The following is an 18,553-nucleotide window of genomic DNA, read 5'->3' as shown; positions in this document are numbered from 1 at the left end:
AGGCGATGATGGCGTACCGCTTCAGCGAGAGCCATCCGATGCATCCGGCCCGGCTCGAGCTGACGGCCCGGCTGTGCACCGAGCTCGGGCTCTTCGCACGGGAGAACCTGGCCCTCGTCGCCCCGCCCGTGGCCACCGACGCCGAACTGGCACTGGTCCACGACCCGGACTACATTGCCGCGGTGCACGCCGTCAGCGCCGATCCCTCGGCATCCAACCTCAAGCGTGGGCTGGGCACCGAGGACAACCCGGTCTATGCGGGCATCCACGAGGCAAGCGCCCGTCTTGCGGGCGGCTCGCTGATCGCCGCCGATGCCATCGTCGCGGAGAAGGCCCTGCATGTGGTGAACTTCGGCGGCGGCATGCACCACGCAGCCCGCGGCAAGGCCAGCGGCTTCTGCATCTACAACGATGCCGCCCTGGCCATCCAGCGCCTGCTGGACGGCGGGGTGGAGCGGGTGCTGTATATCGATGTCGACGCGCACCACGGCGACGGTACCCAAAACATCTTCTGGAACGAACCGCGCGTGATGACCATCTCCATGCACGAATCGGGCATGTCGCTCTTCCCCGGGACCGGGTACGCCAACGAGGTCGGCGGCCCCGACGCGCTGGGCACGGCAGTGAACCTCGCCGTCCCGGCACGCACCCCGGACGCCGCCTGGCTGCGCGCCTTCCATGCCGTGGTCCCGCAGCTCGCCACGGCGTTCGCCCCGGAGGCCATCGTCAGCCAGCACGGCTGCGATGGGCACGTCGACGACGAACTGAGCAACCTGTGCCTGAGCGTCGATGCCCAGCGTCAGAACGCCCTTGACATCTCGGACCTGGCCGATCGGCTCTGCGGCGGGCGCTGGATCGCCACCGGTGGCGGCGGCTACAACATCACCGGGGTCGTCCCGCGAACCTGGAGCCACCTGGTGGCCATCGCATCGGGCACGCCGGTGCCGCTGCGCACCGCCGTTCCGGAGCCCTGGCGCGAGTACGTGGCGCAGCGCTACGGGATCAGCGCCCCCGCGCTGATGGGCGATGGTGCCGAGCTGTGGTGGCGCTCCTGGGAGGTGGGCTACGACCCGGCCGACCCGGTGGACCGCACCATCATGGCTACCCGCAAGGAGGTCTTCCCGTACTACGGGCTCGACCCCTGGTTCGACTGATCACTCCCAGGCCAGCCGGGTCCGCCCGATGCGGCTAGGGTTATGGGGTGGTACATGATGATATTTTTACGGCACTGGCCGATCCGACCCGACGCCTCCTGCTCGAGGCACTGAAGCCGGGGGAACGCAGCGTCGGCTCCCTGGTCGATCAGCTCGGTGTGTCCCAGCCGACGGTCTCCAAGCACTTGAAGGTCCTGCGTGAGGCCTCGTTGGTGGCCATGCGCGCGGATGGACAGCGCCGCTACTACGCGCTGGCGCTCCCCGCCCTGGCCCTCGCAGCCGACTGGGCCGGTTCCTTCCTGCCCGCAGCGGCACCGCCAACCCCCGCGCCGGTCCGGGCTCCCGCCCAAGGTTCCCCTGCCCGGGTACAAGCTCCCGGCGCGTCCGCCGCAGGCTCCACCTCGGCCATCGTCCCGGTTCGCATCCCCATCACCGAGCTCGAACCGGCAAGTGCCGGGGCCCAAGCCAGCGCCGCCGCGCAACAGCTCGGACGCACCGTGGGACGCACCGTCGAGCAGGTGACCGGACGAGCAGCTGACCTGCTCGAACGGCTGCCCATGCCCAAATTCGGGCGTCGCCGGTAGGCTCCGGCGCCACGGGGAGCCACGGCGCAACGTTACGGCTGACCGGAAGTTTATTTCCCGGAAATTCCTCGCCGACACCAGGATCATGGGATTCTCTTTGCGGGGCAGCGTCGCCGGTATGGGCGGCAGCTTGCCCTCGTGCCTGCCCCAAGTGATGAGGAGATACAACTTGGACCAGCACCTAGCGTCAATCAGGGACGAGGTTTTCCGCCGGAATCCCGGAGAAGCAGAATTCCACCAAGCAGTCACCGAGGTTTTCGAAAGCCTCGAAGCAGTCTCGCGCAAGCGTCCCGAGTACGCCGAAGCGGCCATCCTTCAGCGCATGTGCGAACCGGAACGCCAGATCATCTTCCGCGTCCCGTGGATGGACGACGCCGGACGCGTGCAGATCAACCGCGGTTTCCGCGTTGAATTCAACTCGGCGCTGGGCCCCTACAAGGGCGGCCTGCGCTTTCACCCCTCGGTATACCTGGGCATCATCAAGTTCCTGGGCTTTGAACAGATCTTCAAGAACTCCTTGACCGGCATGCCCATCGGCGGTGGCAAGGGTGGTTCCGATTTCGACCCGCGCGGCAAGTCCGACGCGGAGGTCATGCGCTTCTGCCAGTCCTTCATGACCGAGCTCTACCGCCACATCGGTGAATACACCGACGTTCCGGCCGGCGATATCGGCGTGGGCGGGCGTGAAATCGGCTACCTCTTCGGGCAGTACAAGCGCATCACCAACCGCTACGAATCCGGCGTACTCACCGGCAAGGGCATGGGCTGGGGCGGTTCCCTGGTGCGCCCCGAGGCCACCGGCTACGGCGCCGTCCTGTTCACCCAGGAAATGCTCAAGACCCGCGGCGCTTCGTTCGACGGTCAGCGCGTCGTGGTTTCCGGCTCCGGAAACGTGGCCATCAACGCGATCCACAAGGCCCAGACCTTCGGCGCCCGCGTCGTGGCGGCCTCCGACTCGACCGGCTACATCGTCGATGAGGCCGGGATAGACGTCGACCTGCTGCGCCAGATCAAGGAGGTCGAGCGCGGACGCATCAGCGACTACGCCGAGCGCCGCGGCAGCAAGGTTTCCTATGTCGCGGGCGGCAACGTCTGGGACGTGGATGCCACCGTCGCGCTTCCGTGCGCCACCCAGAACGAGCTCGACGACGTAGCGGCCAAACGCCTGATCGAGGCCGGCGTCCTCGCCGTGGCGGAGGGCGCCAACATGCCCTGCACCACGGAAGCCACGGCGCTCTTCCAAGAAGCCGGCGTGCTGTTCGGTCCGGGGAAGGCGGCAAACGCCGGCGGTGTGGCTACTTCCGCCCTGGAAATGCAGCAGAACGCTTCCCGTGACTCGTGGAGCTTCGAGCACACCGAACGACGCCTGAGCGAGATCATGGTCGGCATCCACGACCGTTGCGCCGCCACGGCGGACGAATACGGGATGCCCGGGAACTACGTAGCCGGTGCCAACATCGCCGGCTTCGTGAAGGTCGCCGACGCGATGATGGCCCAGGGCCTGATCTAGTTCCGAAGACGAATACCCCGCAAAGCGGGGCGGAGCCCCTGATGCCGTGGCGCAGCGGGTGCGCCGCCCCGTTTCCCCCGTTCCGGGCGGCGGGCCCCCAGCGGGGTCCGGGACGGCCGGTGCAGGGCGGGGAAGAAAATGTGTATGCTAGGAACATGACTAATCGTTGGTATGCGTATTTTGTGTCGGCTCTGGAGGGGCCTGCGACGAAGTAATTACGCATACCCACCTTCAGAGCCGACAAGGGCCGGAGCTTATTGCTCCCGGCCCTTTGCCATATCCACGGCGGCCCTGAAGGCATCTCGACTCATGATCGGGCCGCAACCGAACCGGCCCCGTGGCCGCATCGAAAGGCCCAACCATGAATTCCGTCGCAGCATTGATCGCCAAGGCACCGGCCAACTCCAACGAGCGCGTGATCTCCTTCAGCCCCTTGCCCAGCCCCGCCGAACTGATGGCGGACCTCCCGGCGGCCGAGAAGACCGGCCTTCTGGTCTCCAGGGCCCGCCAGGACGTCCGTGCGGTGCTCGACGGGCTGGACTCCCGTCTGCTTCTCATCGTCGGGCCCTGCTCCATCCATGACACGGTCGCCGGGCTCGAGTACGCCCGCCGCCTTGCCGAGGCCGCCCACCGCCACGAGGGCGAGCTGCTGATCGTGATGCGCAGCTACTTCGAGAAGCCGCGGACCACGATCGGCTGGAAGGGGCTGGTCAACGACCCGCACCTCGACGGCTCGCACGACATGAATGCCGGGCTGCGGGCCGCCCGCCGCTTCCTGCTGGCCGTCGCCGAGCTGGGCTTGCCGACGGCCACTGAATTCCTTGAGCCGCTCAGCGCACAATACCTGGCCGACCTGGTCTCGTGGGGTGCCATCGGGGCCCGCACCACGGAGAGCCAGACGCACCGCCAGCTGGTCTCGGGACTCTCGATGCCGGTGGGTTTCAAGAACGGTACCGACGGCGGCATCCGCGTGGCCGTGGACGCCTGTGGAGCCGCTTCGGCTGCCCAGGGCTTCATGGGCATCGACGAGGACGGGCGCACGGCCGTGGTGGCCACCGCCGGCAATCCGGACGTCCACCTGATCCTGCGCGGAGGCTCCGACGGGCCGAATTACGATGCCGTCGCCGTGGAATCCGCCTCGGCCCAGATGGCCGAGGCAAAGCTGAACCCGCGGGTGATAGTCGATGCCAGCCACGCCAACTCCGGCAAGTCACACCTGCGACAGGTCGATGTCCTTCGGGAACTTGCCGACCGGATCGCGGCCGGCGATACCACCATCGCCGGCATCATGGCCGAGAGCTTCCTGATGCCCGGCGCCCAGAAACTGGATCCGGCCCAGTCTGTCCAGCCGGGGTTCTCGGTGTTGGAAACACTTTCCTACGGCCAGTCGGTGACCGATGCCTGCATGGGCTGGGAGGCTACGGAACGCGCGTTGGAGCAGCTGGCTACGGCGGTCAAAGCCCGTCGTTAGGCCCCCCGGGCGGGAACCCCCTTACCCGAAAATTGCTTAATTTGTTTCACTTTCGTCACATTGGCCCCTAGGATTGGTCCTTAGACGACTTCAATCTGCTGCACTGAACCTTGGGTTGCAACATAGGGATTAACGTCAATCGTTTATGTTATGGCCCGTATCAGGAGTGTGTTGGGGATGGTAGAGCCGCAGAACTTCGCAAATGCGAGATTCATGACGGTGGCGGAGGTCGCCGACGTCATGCGTGTGTCGAAGATGACCGTTTACCGGTTGGTGCATTCGGGCGAATTGCCCGCCGTGCGCTTCGGGAGGTCCTATCGCGTCCCCGAAAACGCGGTGGAAGCATACCTGCGTGCGGCGGGACTGCATGGGGGATCGGCCACGGGCTGACCCAAATGGTCTGGACCGCCCTCCGGAGCAGGTAATCTGTTAAGGAACGTTTAACGTCCAGTTGACTGCGGTCGGTTGCTTTTTGGTGCCGCTGCGTGGTCAGCACATCAATAAGTCTGCGAGGAACCATTATGGGCTCTGTTATCAAGAAGCGCCGCAAGCGTATGGCCAAGAAGAAGCACCGCAAATTGCTTCGGAAGACCCGTCACCAGCGTCGTAATAAGAAGTAAATGCCGTTCCGGGCAACGCCCGGACTGCATGAAGGCAGGGCCGCAACCTTTCGAGGTGGCGGCCCTGCCTTATTTCTTTTCCCGCTTCGACGGTGCCGGGAGCCGTTCTAGCGCCTTCGAATGCTTCCGAGGCTTCGCCACAGACCCCACAAGGCACCGGAGATGCCGGCGGCCTTCAGCCCCAGCGTCGCGGCGCGCCTGCCCGTTCTGAAATCGTAGACGGGCCAGTTGCGGGCCTTGGCATGACGGCGCAGTCCGCCGTCGGGATTGATGGCCACGGGGTGGCCGACCGCCTCAAGCAGCGGAATGTCGTTGTGTGAATCGCTATAGGCCCAGCAACGGGCGAGGTTCAGGTTCGTGGCCTCGGCCAGTTGCCGGACGGCCGCCGCCTTGGCCGGTCCATGAAGGATCTCACCGACTAGGCGTCCGGTGTAGGCGCCATCATGCTGTTCCACCACGGTGCCCAGGGCCCCCGAGAGGCCGAGCCGCCGGGCCATCACGGAGGCGACCTCCAACGGCGTCGCCGTGACGAGCCAGACCTGGCGTCGGGCATTCAGGTGTTGGTTGGCGATGGCGCGGGTTCCCGGCCAAATCTTGGAAACGATGAACTCGTCGTAGATCTCATCCCCGAGTGCTTCCATGTCATCGACGAAGAACCCGGCAATAAGGGCCAGCGCGCGGTCGCGCACCTGATGGATGTCCTTCATGTCCTCGCCACGGGTGAGGAAGCGCATCTGGAGCAGGGCGAATCCGGCGACCTGCCGCAGCGTAAAGGCCTTGCGCTGGTACATCTTCCGGGCCACGGCAAAAAGGCTGGCCCCGCGCATCATGGTGTTGTCGACGTCGAAGAAGGCGGCCTCGACTGAATCGGGGAGTCCGGGAAGGGGGAAATCCGGGTATCCGGAGCTCGACGAGGGCATCCCACCAGTCTAGACGCTAGCCGTCGCACGGACGCGCTAGCGTTAATGGCATGACTGCCATTGACCCAACCCCGAGGGTGGAGCTCCTGGTTCGTGCCGGATGCCACCTGTGTGAAGCTGCCCGCCAGACAGTGGAGAAGGTGACGGGGTCCCTGGGACTGGGATGGACCGAGCTCGATGTCGACGCCGACCCCGCCCTGTTAGCGCGGTACTCCGAGGAGATCCCGGTCCTGCTGATCGACGGCGTGCAGCGGGACTTCTGGGTCATTGATCCGCTCCGGCTACGTGCGCTGCTCGTTGGCTAGGTTCGGGCGGCGCACTTGTGAAGCATCCTGACACACTCTTTTGTCCGGTGCTCCCAAACGGCCATAGAGTGGGTTACTTGGACGAAGCGGAGGGAGATTCAACGATGAACGAAGAACGTGCTCTCCCCATCGATTCCCTGGATGCGACGGAAATGCCCGACGGATTACCCAGGCAGGAGCCCGTGGCTGCGGTGCGGCCGTCGCAGGTGGCCGACCGGCAATTGCCAGAGGCTACATTGTCCCGGCTCACGGGCTACCTGCGAGTGCTGACCTCGCTGCAGGCCGACGGGCAACATAGCGCCTCCTCCGGCGTCCTCGCCGAGGCTGCCGGGGTGAATCCCGCGATAGTGCGCAAGGACCTTTCGTTGCTCGGTTCCTACGGAACCCGGGGCGTCGGCTATGTCGTATCGGAACTGAGCCAACACATCTCCAAGGCCCTGGGGCTGACCCAGGAATGGCGCGTTGCCATCATCGGTGCCGGCAATCTGGGACGCGCGCTGGCCGGATATGGAGGGTTCAGGAACCGCGGTTTCGACGTGGTGGCCCTCATCGACGCCGACCCGCAACTCGTGGGCCAGCGCATCGGCGAGCTCGTGATCTCCGACGGAACGGACCTGGCCGCCGTCATTGCCCGGGATCAGGCAAACATGGTGGTGCTGGCCGTTCCCGCGGCGGCGGCCCAGCCGTTGTGCGACGAGTTGGTGAAATGCGGCATCAGCAGCATCCTCAGCTTCGCGCCCGTCCCGCTCCAAGTCCCTGCGGGAGTGCACCTGCGCAAGGTGGACCTGGCCACCGAACTGCAGATCCTGGCCTACCACGCGCAGGACGTCGACTAACAAGGCAGGACATCGGCCCGCGAGGCCAATGCGAAAGCCGCCCGGCGGAGAACTTCCCGCGGGCGGCTTCGACCGTTTCCGGCACTTCTTAGACAACGGCCCTGGAAGCCTTCTTGTAGGCGATGTAGTCGCTGGAGGGGCGCAGCCAGGACAGGACGATCGCCACGACGCCCAGAAGTGCCGGCAGTATGGTGACGCCGCTGGTGAGGGTCAGCAGCGAAAGTACGGCGAGCACCGTTCCGGTGATGCGGGCTCCGTTGCTGCCGGCACGCAGCATGAAGGCGATCAGGGCAAAAAGCCCGGCGGAAATGATGCCGAGTACGACCACGAAGTTGATGGCCATGTCGAACACCGCTGCCAGGTCCGATATTTTGAGCCCCGCCGTCGCCAACTGCGACTGGAGCGCGGGATCGGCCGCAATCATGGTTTCAACCTGGGTGAGCATGGCACCCCGCGGAAGGATGATGAAGACCACGGATATGAGCAGGCTGTATGCACCAGCGACTAGCAGCAGCCAGAAGGCCGCGGTGAGCAGACCGGGTCGGTTAGCAACCACGGGCTTGACGCCCATCGGGAACTGCTGCGGAACCGGGAAGCTCCCGGGGTACTGCTGGGGCGCCTGGCCGTAGGGGGCAGGCGCCTGGGCCGCGTTCTGCCCATACTGCGGTGTGGGCTGGCCGTAGGGAGGCACGTTCTGCCCGTACTGCGGAGCGTTTTGCCCGGCTTGCGGGGGATTCTGCCCGTATCGGGGCTGTTCGGGCGGCGGGTTCTGCGGATCATGGGGTTCGTTGGCGGGGGTGCTCACGGCCTGCTCCTCATTCGTCGTGATGGTTTTCCTGCTCTCAACGATAGTGGTCGGACACCGGAAAATCGCCGTCCAAAAGGATGGTTTATCGCGCAGAGACCAGGGGAAAGTGCCCTTGGAGGAGTATCCCGCGACCGGACCGGGTGATGGTTATCACCTGGGCGATTTAGGCTCCGCACCAAAGATTTGAGAGACTAAGACCATGTCCACTGCCACCGTCCACCTGCTTCGCCATGGAGAAGTCCATAATCCGGACAAGGTGCTCTACGGGCGACTCCCCGAATTCCACCTTTCCGAGCTCGGCCGTGAAATGGCAGACCGGGCCGCGGAGTACTTCCTCGGCCAGCGGAATAATGGAGCGCGGATTGTGCACCTGGCGGCATCGCCTCTAGTCAGGGCACAGGAAACCGCCGAGCCGACGGCTTCCGCCCTCGGGTTGGAAATCGTCACCGACGAGCGGATCCTTGAAGCGAAGAACCATTTCGAGGGCCTTTCTAACGTCAAGAGCCACCTGCGCAAGCCGGAACACTGGCCATACCTCCTCAATCCCTTTCGTCCATCCTGGGGGGAGCCCTACCGGGACCAGGTGGAACGAATGATGGCCGCAATCCGAGACCACCGCGACCGCGCGTTGGAAATCGGTGGGCCCGGGTCCGAAGCCGTTTTGGTCAGCCATCAGCTGCCCATCTGGGTGACCCGCCGCGCGGCCGAAGGCAAACGCCTTTGGCATGACCCGCGCAATCGCGAATGCACTCTCACCTCCGTGACAAGCCTGGACTTTGATGGTGAAAGCCTGGTTGCCGTCCGATATGCAGAACCGAGCATTGACCTTCTGGCCAATGCCGCAAACATTCCTGGAGCTTGAGATCATGACCGAACCGTCATCGTTGCGCCCCCATGGGCCGGGGCGGCGTTCCCTTTTGCGCGCCGCCCTTCTGCTTGCCGCCGTTACCCCGCTGGCGGCTTGCGTCGCACCGGAGGACGACCTGGCCAAACAGGCCCGAGAGGGCAACGGGAAAAACTACATTTCCGGCGATAGCTCGGTGCAGGAATACCCGCTGGATAAGCGCGGGGAACGCATCGAATTGAGCTCCACCACCTTCGATGGCGAAAAAGTGGATACGGCCGCCTGGACCGGCCGCGTCGTGGTGATGAACTTCTGGTACGCCGCCTGCCCTCCCTGCCGCATAGAAGCGCCCGACATGGCTGCGCTGAGCAGGGAATTTGCCGACAATGTCGACTTCCTGGGCGTGAACGTCCGCGATGAGAAGGCAGCAGCCGAGGCCTTCGAATCGACCTTCAAGATCCCGTACCCCTCGATCAAGGACAACGACGGAGAAATCCAGTTGGCCATGACCAAATACGTGCCGCTGCAGGCCGTGCCGACCACCCTGGTCATCGATAAGCAGGGCCGCGTCGCAGCCCGGATCCTGGGAGTGGCAGAAAAGCCGACGCTCAAGGCACTGATCGTCAGCCGCATCGCAGAACAGGCATGACCCCCGCCCTGCTCCCGGCAGTGGTAGCGGTCGCCAGCCAGAACAATCCCTTTGCGGAGACCGTGATGGACGGTTCCCTGCTGTTGGCCATTCCCGTGGCCATGCTCGCCGGCCTGGTCTCCTTCCTTTCCCCCTGCGTGCTGCCGCTGGTGCCCGGCTACCTCGGATACGTCACCGGACTGAGCGGCGCCGATCTGGTGGACCGCAAGCGCGGGCGCATGGTTGCCGGAGTCGGCTTGTTCATCTTGGGCTTCTCCGTCGTCTTCGTTGCCATGGGTGCGCTCTTCGGACAGGCGGCCAAGTGGATGTACCAGAACGGGGCCGTGCTGACCCAGGTATTGGGCATCGTGGTGGTCATCATGGGCATCGTGTTCATGGGCGGTTTCTCCTTCCTCCAGCGCGATGTGAAGATCCATCGCAAGCCCCCGGCCGGGCTGTGGGGCGCACCGGTACTCGGACTGACTTTCGGGCTCGGCTGGGCCCCGTGCATGGGGCCCACCCTGGCCACGGTGCTGGCCATGAACACCGGCCCCTATGCCGATCCGACCAAGGGTGCCCTGCTGACCTTCGTCTACTGTCTGGGCCTGGGGCTGCCCTTCGTGTTCATTGCCATGGGCTTGCGCCGCGGCATGGGCGCCGTCGCTTTCTTCCGCCGCCACCAACTCGCGACCATGCGATTCGGCGGCGGTATGCTGATCCTGCTCGGACTCCTGATGGCCACCGGCCTGTGGGGCGGCTGGGTCACTCAATTGCAGGATTGGTTCTCAACCGAAGTGAAGTTGCCCATCTAAATGGCTAATCAAGACATGAAAAAAGACACTGGCGTCCCGGCCCTGGGCTTCCTGGGCATGGTGCGTTGGGCCTGGACCCAGCTCACCAGCATGCGCACCGCACTGTTCCTGCTGTTGCTGCTGGCCGTCGCGGCGGTCCCCGGATCACTCTTCCCACAGCGCTCGGTCAACCCCGAGCAAGTGACCCAGTACCTGACAAACAACCCGGTGGGCGGTGAATGGCTGGACCGGTTCCAGCTCTTCGACGTGTACTCCTCCGTCTGGTTCTCCGCGATCTACCTGCTGCTGTTCATTTCCCTGATCGGGTGCATCATCCCGCGGGCGAAGAAGCATGCAAAGGCCCTGCGCACTCCGCCGCCGCGGACCCCCTCCCGGCTGAGCAGGCTGCCCCACTACGGCAGCCTGGAGCTGGCCGGCGGATCCGCAGACGAGCCCAGCTCCGAGGAGGTTGTCAAGGGTGCCGCGAAGCTGCTGAAGAAGCGCGGCTACCGCGTCCAGACGCGCCTCGAGGAGAAGAACCCCTCGGTTGGAGCCGAACGCGGCTACGTGCGCGAGATCGGCAACCTGGTCTTCCACACCTCGCTGATCGGTGTGCTGGCCTCCGTGGCCATCGGCGGCGCCTTCGGCTATCACGGCCAGCGGATCCTCATCGAGGGTGAAACCTACGTGAATTCGCTGATCTCGTACGACTCCTTCACGCCGGGGACCTACTTCAACGAGAAGACGATGAGCCCCTACTCGGTGCGGCTGGATAAGTTCGAGGTAGTCTTCGACCGCGAATCCAAGACCCACTTCGGCCAGCCGATCGACTTCACCGCCAGTGTGACAACCAAGGATTCGCCGGATGCCCAGGCAGAGGCCCAAACACTGAAGGTCAATCACCCGCTGCGCCTCGGCGGTGCGGCCATCTACCTGGTCGGCAACGGGTATGCCCCGATGATGAGCGTGCGTGATGGTGACGGGAAGCTGGTCTTCAGCGGACCAGTTGTCTCGGTGCCGCAGGACCCGGTCTACACGTCGTTGATGGTGATCAAGGCCCCCGACGCGAAGCCCGACCAGCTGGGCTTCCAGGGCTTCCTGCTGCCCACGGCCGTGATCGGGGAGAACGGCGTGGCCTTCTCCGCCGACCCAAGTGCCGTGCTGCCGCAGATCAGCCTGAATTCCTATTACGGGGACCTCGGCCTGGACACCGGCGAACCGCAGAACGTCTACCTGCTCGACCCGTCGAAGATGACCGAGCTGAACAACCGTAACCTCGATGCCGGTGGCATCGTGCTCAACCAAGGACAGACGGTCCAACTGCCTGACGGCAAGGGTTCGATTTCCTTCGACGGGCTCAAGCGCTATGTTGCACTGGACGTCAACCACGACCCTGGCAAGGCTCCCGTGGGCATCTTCGCCGCACTTGCCCTGCTGGGTCTGGGGATCTCGTTGTTCACCCCGCGACGCCGTGCCTGGGTAAAAGTTTCCGAAGTCACCGATGATTCCGGAACGAAGAAGCGCATCATTGAATACGGATTGTTGGCCCGCGGTGAAGACCCCCGCCTCGAATCCGAAGCGAAAGAGCTGCAACGGCTCTTCGAGCAGGAATGGCCCGTCATGGCACGGGCCGAAGTCTAGGAGACAATGGAAGACATGCCGACAATCAATGTGGTCCTAGGGCAATACAGCGACCTGTTCATGCTGCTTTCCGCAGCCGTCTACGCCGTGGCATTCATCGCCTATGCATGGGACCTGGTCAAATCCAGTAAGCTCATCCAAGCGATCGACTCCGCTGCGCTGACGGCGGAAGCCAAGGAGTTGGCACTTGTCAGTGCCGGCTCGGCCGACGGTGCCGGTTCGGCACGCGGGAAGGGCGATGACAAAATCAACCCGCACGTGGACGAGAAGATGAACTACATCGCTCAGACCACGAACCGGGGAGCAGCCAAGGCCGCCGTGGCGCTGACCTGGCTGGGCGTTGCCATGCACGGCTTCGCTGTGGTGAGCCGCGGTATTGCTGCGGGCCGCGTCCCGTGGGGCAACATGTACGAATTCCTGAGCACCGGCTCCTTCGTCGTGGCCTTCGTCTTCGTCATCGTGCTGCTGAAAAAGGATCTGCGCTTCATGGGCACATTCGTGATCGGCATGGTCACGCTGATGCTGTGTGGTGCGACGATGGGCTTCCCGACCCCGGTGGCACACCTGGTACCGGCACTGCAGAGTCCGTGGCTGATCATCCACGTCTCCATCGCAGTGCTGGCCTCGTCGCTCTTTACGCTGACCTTCGCCATGAATGTGCTCCAGCTCATCCAGAACGAACGCCAGACCCGCATTGTTGCCGGCAAGGGCGACCTGGCCCCGTTCCTGCGACTGGTTCCCAGCGCCGCGGCGCTGGAGAACTTCGCCTACCGGATCAACGCCGTGGCGTTCGTCATGTGGACCTTCACCCTGATGGCTGGCGCCGTCTGGGCCGAAGCCGCCTGGGGACGCTACTGGGGCTGGGACACCAAGGAAGTCTGGACCTTCGTGATCTGGGTGGTCTACGCGGGCTACCTGCACGCCCGGGCCACCGGTGGCTGGACCGGAGCCCGCTCGGCCTGGTTGAGCATCATCGGCTACCTCTGCGTGATCTTCAACTTCACCGTCGTCAACCTGTACTTCAACGGCCTGCACTCCTACGCCGGAGTCTAGGTCCGAAGCAGACGCAGCAGGGGTGCCGTACCAGCCGCTTGGCGGGAGCGGCACCCCTGCTGCGTTAACCGGAGGTGGGCCAGCAGGCGCTAACAGCTCTCGTTGCGCAGACGCAGCAGGAAGCTGCCGATGTGCCCCCGCAGGACCCCGATGCGCCGCTGTCGTTCGGCCTCGCGATCGAAGCCAAGATAGGGCAGCGAGTGCATGGTGCGGACATTGGCCGGTCATTCGAACTTGGCGCAGACAAGCATGCCGAGGGTGTCCCCGTTACGTCCGGCCTGGCCGCCGCGCTTGGCGTTGAAGAACACAACGTCGTTGGGCAGATTGACGTCTTCACACCAGGAGCATTGGGGGCGATTGCGCGTCTTGCCGTCGATTTGGCGCATTAGTACCCCGACCGGGGCGCCATCGACCTCGCCAACGACATAACCGAAGGCGGGGATCTTCTCATCGCGCCAGCCGAGAAAGTCCAAGGCGTCCCACTCGAGCTCGTCGAAGCCGGTCGGAAGGGTGATGGCCTTGCGCTCGCGCAGGGAGGCGTTAAGGAAGGAGGAACGGATTTGTTTTTCGTTCAGCGGAAGCATGGTTGCTTGATGCCTAACTGTCGTCATCCAGCTGCCGGGGCAGCGAAACGGAAGTTGCCTGTGGGGGTGGGAGCCGGCCGGGAGGCTGCCTCGAACGGGCAGCGGCCACGGGGCTCGGGGCGCATAAAAGCGTCGGATAAAGCCGGGGATGGCACGGTGCTATCTAGTACCGGCTGGGAATACGCCGGTAACCTCCGGACGCCCACAGGGCTGCGGCGGCAAGGTGTAAAGGGCCATTTGACTCATTCTACCGGGGCGGGCAATTGGACCCCGTCGGTAGGAGCCGCGCAAACCGGCTCTTGTCTGGACGTGAGGACTGCTGTTATGGTTGTCAACCGTCGCTCCTACCAGGGAATCGACCCATTCTGGAAGCCCCTCGACGGGCATCCACGGTGAAGTGAAAGGGGAAGAAAATGACACTGCCATCCAATGATCAGCGTCAGGCTTCCCTAGGTCGCGCCGTGAAGCGCGAACAATTCGCTTATTCATCGAACCGGCTGCGCCCGCCCGGAATTCCTTCACACCAGTAGGTTTTCCACCGCCCCGCAACCACCAAGTTTCGGGGCTTTCTTGTTGGATCCGCTTGATCGCCCGCGAACCACAGCACCCGCCGCATGACGGTGGGCGATCACATCGAACAAGAAAGCGCATCGTGGAGACCATCAACAGCCGGCTCATCAACTTCGCCTCCATCCTGGATGCGAAGACCCGTGAACAGGCGGTGACAACGGCGAAGCTGCCGTTCATTTTCCCGCACCTTGCCCTGATGCCCGATGCCCATCTGGGCATGGGTGCCACCGTGGGGTCGGTGATTCCGACGCTCGGGGCGATCATCCCTGCCGCTGTCGGCGTCGACATCGGTTGCGGCATGATCGCGGTGAAGACGAATTTCACCGTCGGTGAACTGCCCCGGAACCGCAGGGAATTGCGTGAGGCCATCGAACGGGCGATCCCGCTCTCGGCCGGACGCTACAACAAGAAGGTCGTGGAGACGGCCGTCCCGCGGGTCGCCGAGCTGTCGGAGATGGCGGGGGAGGCCGGTTTCGATCCGGCAGCATACGTCGGGAACTGGGAGCTGCAGCTGGGCACGCTGGGCTCGGGCAACCATTTCATCGAGGTCTGCCTGGACGAAACCGATGCCGTTTGGCTGTTTCTGCATTCCGGGTCCCGCGGCATCGGAAACAAGATAGCACAGCGGCACATCAAGGTGGCGCAGTCGGTGGCGAAGAAGTACTGGATTGATCTTCCGGACCCCGATCTGGCCTACCTGGTGGAGGGAACTGCTGAATTCGAGCACTACCTGCGCGAGCTGCGCTGGGCCCAGCACTTCGCGCTGCTGAACCGCGAGGAAATGATGGACCGGGTCATTCGGCAGTTCGCCGACTGGGTCGGGGGCGGCGTGCGGGAGCTGGAACGAATTAACTGCCACCACAACTTCTCGGCTAAGGAAACCCACTTCGGCAAGTCGGTGTGGGTCTCGCGCAAGGGCGCCATCCGTGCCCGGCCGGGGGATCCCGGGCTGATTCCGGGGTCGATGGGCACGGCCTCGTACGTGGTGGAGGGCCTGGGGAATCCTGTGTCGCTGAATTCCTCACCACACGGCGCCGGGCGCGAATACTCGCGGACGGCGGCGCGCAAGGCGTTCTCCATCGGGCAGCTGCGCGAGGCCATGAGCGGGATCGAGTACCGGGACTCAGAGGCGTTCATCGATGAGATCCCCGCGGCCTACAAGCCCATCGACCAGGTGATGGAGGATGCGGCGACGCTGGTGCGGGTGCGCCACAAACTGCACCAGATCATCAACGTCAAGGGTGACTGAGTCGTAGCTAGCTTCCCGGAACGCAATGAAAACCGGGTGTCCCCGAGATGGTAGGGGCACCCGGTGGATGGTGCAAGCGTGGTGGTGGTGTTGGAAGGAGGTTACGGGGTATGTTTCGGGCTTTCGTCCGGTGCGCTGCCGCCCTCGTCGTTCTTCTTGTCAGGATCGCCGAGCAGCTTACGCTCGCGATCGGCCAGCTCAGCCTCCTTGCGGCGTAGTTCCTCGGCCCGGGCCGCCTGGCGGCGCTGGGTTTCGAGTTTGCGCAGGAAGGCCTCGTCGTCATCGGGCGCCTTTTGGCCGCCGCTGGGACGGGAGGAGCGCGACTGCGGGCCTTGGGCGCCGTAGTTGGGGCGGCCCAGCCAGAACCACAATGCGGCGCCGATCAGCGGCAACAAGATGATGGCCAAGACCCAGCCGGCCTTGGGTAGGGAGCGCACATCGTTCGGGCGTGTGCGCACACACTCGATCAGCGCGTAAATGGTGATAGCCAGCGCGATCAATGCGAGAAAGATGAAATTCCGGACCATGCCACCAGTCTAGTGAATTTTTCGGCCCGCGCCGTGGCCTACCCTTGAAGTGTGCAGTTTCTTAAGTACACCGTGATCCGGTTAGTCCTGTTTTTCATCGTTTTCCTCCCCCTGGCATGGCTGGGATGGGGGGCCTATCTGGCCGGTGCGGTCGCGCTGGTCGTCGCCTTCGGTGTGAGCTACCTGTTCCTGAACAAGTTCCGGCTGGGCGCCAATGCCGATGTGCAGCGGCTGTTTTCCGATGCCGACCGCAAGAAGTCAAAGCACGAGCTCGAGGACGAGGCGGCGGAAGACCGCTTCCAGCAGGAAGACTGAGCCGGCGTCCGGCGCGTCGGGCAATGCGGCTTAAGCCTGCCGGGCCAGAGCCCCGATGACCAGGGCGGCCGCGAACAGCGCGGCGTAGACCAGGTTGATGATTCCTGTCGCCTTGAGCACCGGGATCAGCCCCGCGGGTTCGTGGTTGCGCAGCATGGTGCGGCACGGTGCGATACACAGTGGCAAGCAGAGCAGCACGAGCAGCGCCCAGGGGCGCGTGGGCAGCAGCAACAGCGGCAGCAGCACGGCCACACCGAGCATCACCGGGTAGCTGGCCCGTGCCCGGGCATCGCCGAGGCGCACCGCCAGCGTCAGCTTGCCGACTTCCTTGTCGGTGGGGATGTCGCGGACATTGTTGGCCATGAGCAGTGCCGTGGCGATCAGTCCGGTGCCCAATGCACCGAGCAGGGCCGGCCAGGAAATCTGGAGCACCTGGGTGTAAGTCGTGCCCAAGGTAGCGACCGGACCGAAGAACAGGAACACGAACACCTCGCCCAGCCCGCGGTATCCGTACGGTTTCTTGCCGCCGGTGTAGCCCCAGGCGGCGAAGACCGCCGCGACGCCGACCAGCAACAGCCACCAGGTGCCCGAGAGCCAGAGCAGCGTGACACCCGCCAGTGCTGCCGCGCCGAAGCAGGCGAACGCGGCGTTGCGCACATGCTCGGCCTTGGCCAGCTTGGAACCGGTCAGGCGCAGCGGGCCCACGCGCACGTCGTCCGTGCCGCGGATGCCATCGGAATAGTCGTTTGAATAGTTCACGCCGATCTGCAACAGCAGCGCGACGGCCAGCGCCAGCAGGGCCCGGGCCGGGTGGAATTCCGTCGACACGTCGAGGGCCGCGGCGGTGCCGATCAGCACCGGGGCAATGGCAATCGGCAGCGTGCGCAGGCGGGCGCCTGCAACCCATTGGGCGGTCGTGGCCACGGGGTTCCTTTCGGTGGGCGGTGGAAGCAACCCCCTATTCTCCCGCCGACGCGCGCGAAGGGGAAATCGGGGTGCTATCCGGCGTGGGCGGACAGCAGTGCCGTGATGGCCAGGCGGTCCGGTTTGCCATTGGGCAGCAGAGGCAGCGCCTCCAGCTGCAGTACCCGGCGGGGGACCGCCGCGCGGCCCAGCTGCGCGCGGACGAGCCCGTCCACCACTGCCTGATCGATGTCACCGACGATGGCGGCGGCGACGCGCTGGCCCCACTGCGCGTCGGGTACGCCCACGACCAGCGCCGCGGTGACGCCCGGCACCGATTCAAGCAGCCGCTGCACCGCACCGGCCGAGACCTTTACTCCACCGGTGTTGATCACGTCGTCTGCGCGGCCGTGCACCTCGACCCGGCCGTTGTGCACGGTGCCATGGTCATCGGTGGCGAACCAACGCAGGCCGTTCGCGTCGGTGCTGAAATGCTCGGTGGTGAGTCCGGGGTTCCCGATGTAGCCGGCGGCCAGGGTTGGGCCGCCGAGCCAGAGCCGGCCGTCCCGCTCGCGGGCCAGTGTCCCGGGCAGCGGTGTCCCGTCGTAGACGCAGCCGCCGCAGGTTTCGCTCATGCCGTAGGTCAGCCGGATCCTCAGCCCGTGGGCGCGGGCGGCGGCGAGGACCGGGGCCGGGGCCCGGCCGCCGCCAAGCAGGATCGCATCGAAGCGCTTCAGTGCCGCCAGCGTTTCGGGGGCCGGATCGGTGAGCAGGCGCTGGAGCTGGGTGGGGACCAGCGAGGTGATCCGGATCCGGTCCGTCAGCGCGCCGGCCGCCTCGACGAACCCCGCAGCACCGAACGGGGCGGACATCTCCATCGCCCAGGGGCGGGTCCCCGCGTAGAGGCTGCGGCTGAGCACGGAAAGCCCGGCGACGAAGTGCAGCGGCAATGCCAGCAGCCACTGGCCCTCGAATCCCAGCGCCTCGGCGGTGGCCATGGAACTGGCCGCCAGCGCGTCCACGGGCAGCGCCGTGCGCTTGGGGGTGCCGGTGGATCCGGAGGTCCGCACCACGGCGGCGATGTCATCGTCCACGGGGAGCCCGGCGAACTCGGCGGCATCGACCTGATTGACCACGTAGTCCTCCGGCGTGGAACCGGGGAGCACCTCGATGGCCGGGCCCTGCCCGTTCAATACTGCGGCGAGGGCGGTGAGTGCCGGATCGGGATTCATCGGTATGT

General features: G+C 64.9%; 21 protein-coding genes. 15 read left to right on the top strand and 6 right to left on the bottom strand.

What is annotated here, in order from left to right; translation table 11 throughout:
* Positions 1–5 precede the first annotated feature (5 nt).
* From E9229_RS01965 to E9229_RS01940, 6 genes are all read left to right on the top strand, one after another.
* Positions 6–1,154, top strand: coding sequence for an acetoin utilization protein AcuC (locus E9229_RS01965; RefSeq protein WP_183509581.1), 1,149 nt, complete (start codon positions 6–8; stop codon positions 1,152–1,154).
* 47 nt (positions 1,155–1,201) lie between these two features.
* Complete coding sequence (locus E9229_RS01960; RefSeq protein WP_183509580.1) at positions 1,202–1,738, top strand: ArsR/SmtB family transcription factor; 537 nt, start codon at positions 1,202–1,204, stop codon at positions 1,736–1,738.
* A gap of 169 nt (positions 1,739–1,907) precedes the next feature.
* Positions 1,908–3,248 carry an NADP-specific glutamate dehydrogenase gene (gene gdhA, locus E9229_RS01955; protein ID WP_183509579.1) on the top strand — a complete coding sequence of 447 codons (1,341 nt, stop codon included), beginning with the start codon at positions 1,908–1,910 and terminating at the stop codon, positions 3,246–3,248.
* Between the two features lie 361 nt (positions 3,249–3,609).
* Complete coding sequence (locus E9229_RS01950) at positions 3,610–4,719, top strand: 3-deoxy-7-phosphoheptulonate synthase (RefSeq protein WP_183509578.1); 1,110 nt, start codon at positions 3,610–3,612, stop codon at positions 4,717–4,719.
* 177 nt (positions 4,720–4,896) lie between these two features.
* Entirely contained in the window at positions 4,897–5,109 is a 213-nt protein-coding gene (locus E9229_RS01945) for a helix-turn-helix domain-containing protein (protein ID WP_183509577.1), read from the top strand.
* A gap of 131 nt (positions 5,110–5,240) precedes the next feature.
* Entirely contained in the window at positions 5,241–5,339 is a 99-nt protein-coding gene (locus E9229_RS01940; RefSeq protein ID WP_003792170.1) for a 30S ribosomal protein bS22, read from the top strand.
* A 107-nt stretch (positions 5,340–5,446) separates the two neighbouring features.
* Here E9229_RS01940 and E9229_RS01935 read toward each other — a convergent pair whose 3' ends face one another.
* Complete coding sequence (locus E9229_RS01935) at positions 5,447–6,259, bottom strand: HAD family hydrolase (protein WP_183509575.1); 813 nt, start codon at positions 6,257–6,259, stop codon at positions 5,447–5,449.
* Between the two features lie 50 nt (positions 6,260–6,309).
* Between E9229_RS01935 and E9229_RS01930 the strand changes: the two genes are divergently transcribed.
* Both E9229_RS01930 and E9229_RS01925 read left to right on the top strand, forming a co-directional pair.
* Positions 6,310–6,564, top strand: coding sequence for a glutaredoxin family protein (locus E9229_RS01930; protein ID WP_183509574.1), 255 nt, complete (start codon positions 6,310–6,312; stop codon positions 6,562–6,564).
* A 128-nt stretch (positions 6,565–6,692) separates the two neighbouring features.
* Positions 6,693–7,400: a redox-sensing transcriptional repressor Rex gene (locus tag E9229_RS01925; RefSeq protein ID WP_407671348.1), complete on the top strand. Its 708-nt coding sequence runs from the start codon at positions 6,693–6,695 to the stop codon at positions 7,398–7,400.
* A gap of 88 nt (positions 7,401–7,488) precedes the next feature.
* Here E9229_RS01925 and E9229_RS01920 read toward each other — a convergent pair whose 3' ends face one another.
* A complete protein-coding gene (locus tag E9229_RS01920; protein WP_183509573.1) occupies positions 7,489–8,205 on the bottom strand; it encodes a single stranded DNA-binding domain-containing protein in 717 nt (238 codons plus the stop codon).
* A 202-nt stretch (positions 8,206–8,407) separates the two neighbouring features.
* Here E9229_RS01920 and E9229_RS01915 point away from each other — a divergent pair, with 202 nt between their 5' ends.
* The 5 genes from E9229_RS01915 to ccsB are packed head-to-tail and all read left to right on the top strand — an operon-like array spanning position 8,408 to position 13,165.
* Positions 8,408–9,070 carry a histidine phosphatase family protein gene (locus E9229_RS01915; RefSeq protein WP_183509572.1) on the top strand — a complete coding sequence of 221 codons (663 nt, stop codon included), beginning with the start codon at positions 8,408–8,410 and terminating at the stop codon, positions 9,068–9,070.
* Positions 9,071–9,074: 4 nt separating this feature from the next.
* Positions 9,075–9,701, top strand: a complete 627-nt coding sequence (locus E9229_RS01910; RefSeq protein ID WP_183509571.1) for a TlpA family protein disulfide reductase — start codon at positions 9,075–9,077, stop codon at positions 9,699–9,701.
* Positions 9,698–10,492, top strand: coding sequence for a cytochrome c biogenesis CcdA family protein (locus tag E9229_RS01905; RefSeq protein WP_183509570.1), 795 nt, complete (start codon positions 9,698–9,700; stop codon positions 10,490–10,492). Before E9229_RS01910 ends, E9229_RS01905 begins: the two co-directional genes overlap by 4 nt.
* 15 nt (positions 10,493–10,507) lie before the next feature.
* Positions 10,508–12,112 carry a cytochrome c biogenesis protein ResB gene (resB, locus tag E9229_RS01900; protein WP_246380309.1) on the top strand — a complete coding sequence of 535 codons (1,605 nt, stop codon included), beginning with the start codon at positions 10,508–10,510 and terminating at the stop codon, positions 12,110–12,112.
* 15 nt (positions 12,113–12,127) lie between these two features.
* Positions 12,128–13,165, top strand: a complete 1,038-nt coding sequence (gene ccsB, locus E9229_RS01895) for a c-type cytochrome biogenesis protein CcsB (RefSeq protein ID WP_183509568.1) — start codon at positions 12,128–12,130, stop codon at positions 13,163–13,165.
* A 224-nt stretch (positions 13,166–13,389) separates the two neighbouring features.
* Here ccsB and E9229_RS01890 read toward each other — a convergent pair whose 3' ends face one another.
* A complete protein-coding gene (locus E9229_RS01890; RefSeq protein WP_312855572.1) occupies positions 13,390–13,749 on the bottom strand; it encodes an FBP domain-containing protein in 360 nt (119 codons plus the stop codon).
* A gap of 652 nt (positions 13,750–14,401) precedes the next feature.
* On the opposite strand from E9229_RS01890, the gene E9229_RS01885 reads away from it, so the two are divergent.
* Positions 14,402–15,568: an RtcB family protein gene (locus E9229_RS01885; protein ID WP_183509567.1), complete on the top strand. Its 1,167-nt coding sequence runs from the start codon at positions 14,402–14,404 to the stop codon at positions 15,566–15,568.
* Positions 15,569–15,669: 101 nt separating this feature from the next.
* On the opposite strand, the gene E9229_RS01880 is transcribed toward E9229_RS01885, so the two are convergent.
* Positions 15,670–16,095: a PLD nuclease N-terminal domain-containing protein gene (locus E9229_RS01880; RefSeq protein ID WP_183509566.1), complete on the bottom strand. Its 426-nt coding sequence runs from the start codon at positions 16,093–16,095 to the stop codon at positions 15,670–15,672.
* 72 nt (positions 16,096–16,167) lie between these two features.
* Between E9229_RS01880 and E9229_RS01875 the strand changes: the two genes are divergently transcribed.
* On the top strand, positions 16,168–16,410 hold the full coding sequence (locus tag E9229_RS01875) for a DUF4229 domain-containing protein (RefSeq protein ID WP_312855571.1): 243 nt from the start codon (positions 16,168–16,170) through the stop codon (positions 16,408–16,410).
* Between the two features lie 30 nt (positions 16,411–16,440).
* On the opposite strand, the gene E9229_RS01870 is transcribed toward E9229_RS01875, so the two are convergent.
* Positions 16,441–17,334: a 1,4-dihydroxy-2-naphthoate polyprenyltransferase gene (locus E9229_RS01870; protein ID WP_183509562.1), complete on the bottom strand. Its 894-nt coding sequence runs from the start codon at positions 17,332–17,334 to the stop codon at positions 16,441–16,443.
* Between the two features lie 74 nt (positions 17,335–17,408).
* Entirely contained in the window at positions 17,409–18,545 is a 1,137-nt protein-coding gene (menE, locus tag E9229_RS01865; protein WP_183509561.1) for an o-succinylbenzoate--CoA ligase, read from the bottom strand.
* Between the last annotated feature and the right edge of the window lie 8 nt (positions 18,546–18,553).

Source organism: Paeniglutamicibacter cryotolerans (genome assembly GCF_014190875.1).
Classification (GTDB): domain Bacteria; phylum Actinomycetota; class Actinomycetes; order Actinomycetales; family Micrococcaceae; genus Paeniglutamicibacter; species Paeniglutamicibacter cryotolerans.
The sequence above is the reverse complement of the archived record's forward strand: the minus strand, read 5'-3'. Positions and strand labels throughout refer to the sequence as shown.

Bases quoted from the DNA above. Each gene is read 5' to 3' on its own strand.
- ccsB (WP_183509568.1), top strand. From the start codon at position 12,128: ATGCCGACAATCAATGTGGTCCTAGGGCAATACAGCGACCTGTTCATG.
- E9229_RS01905 (WP_183509570.1), top strand. From the start codon at position 9,698: ATGACCCCCGCCCTGCTCCCGGCAGTGGTAGCGGTCGCCAGCCAGAAC.
- E9229_RS01930 (WP_183509574.1), top strand. From the start codon at position 6,310: ATGACTGCCATTGACCCAACCCCGAGGGTGGAGCTCCTGGTTCGTGCC.
- E9229_RS01915 (WP_183509572.1), top strand. From the start codon at position 8,408: ATGTCCACTGCCACCGTCCACCTGCTTCGCCATGGAGAAGTCCATAAT.
- E9229_RS01935 (WP_183509575.1), bottom strand. From the start codon at position 6,259: ATGCCCTCGTCGAGCTCCGGATACCCGGATTTCCCCCTTCCCGGACTC.
- E9229_RS01940 (WP_003792170.1), top strand. From the start codon at position 5,241: ATGGGCTCTGTTATCAAGAAGCGCCGCAAGCGTATGGCCAAGAAGAAG.
- menE (WP_183509561.1), bottom strand. From the start codon at position 18,545: ATGAATCCCGATCCGGCACTCACCGCCCTCGCCGCAGTATTGAACGGG.
- E9229_RS01945 (WP_183509577.1), top strand. From the start codon at position 4,897: ATGGTAGAGCCGCAGAACTTCGCAAATGCGAGATTCATGACGGTGGCG.
- E9229_RS01880 (WP_183509566.1), bottom strand. From the start codon at position 16,095: ATGGTCCGGAATTTCATCTTTCTCGCATTGATCGCGCTGGCTATCACC.
- E9229_RS01965 (WP_183509581.1), top strand. From the start codon at position 6: ATGATGGCGTACCGCTTCAGCGAGAGCCATCCGATGCATCCGGCCCGG.
- resB (WP_246380309.1), top strand. From the start codon at position 10,508: ATGAAAAAAGACACTGGCGTCCCGGCCCTGGGCTTCCTGGGCATGGTG.
- E9229_RS01890 (WP_312855572.1), bottom strand. From the start codon at position 13,749: ATGCTTCCGCTGAACGAAAAACAAATCCGTTCCTCCTTCCTTAACGCC.
- E9229_RS01910 (WP_183509571.1), top strand. From the start codon at position 9,075: ATGACCGAACCGTCATCGTTGCGCCCCCATGGGCCGGGGCGGCGTTCC.
- E9229_RS01950 (WP_183509578.1), top strand. From the start codon at position 3,610: ATGAATTCCGTCGCAGCATTGATCGCCAAGGCACCGGCCAACTCCAAC.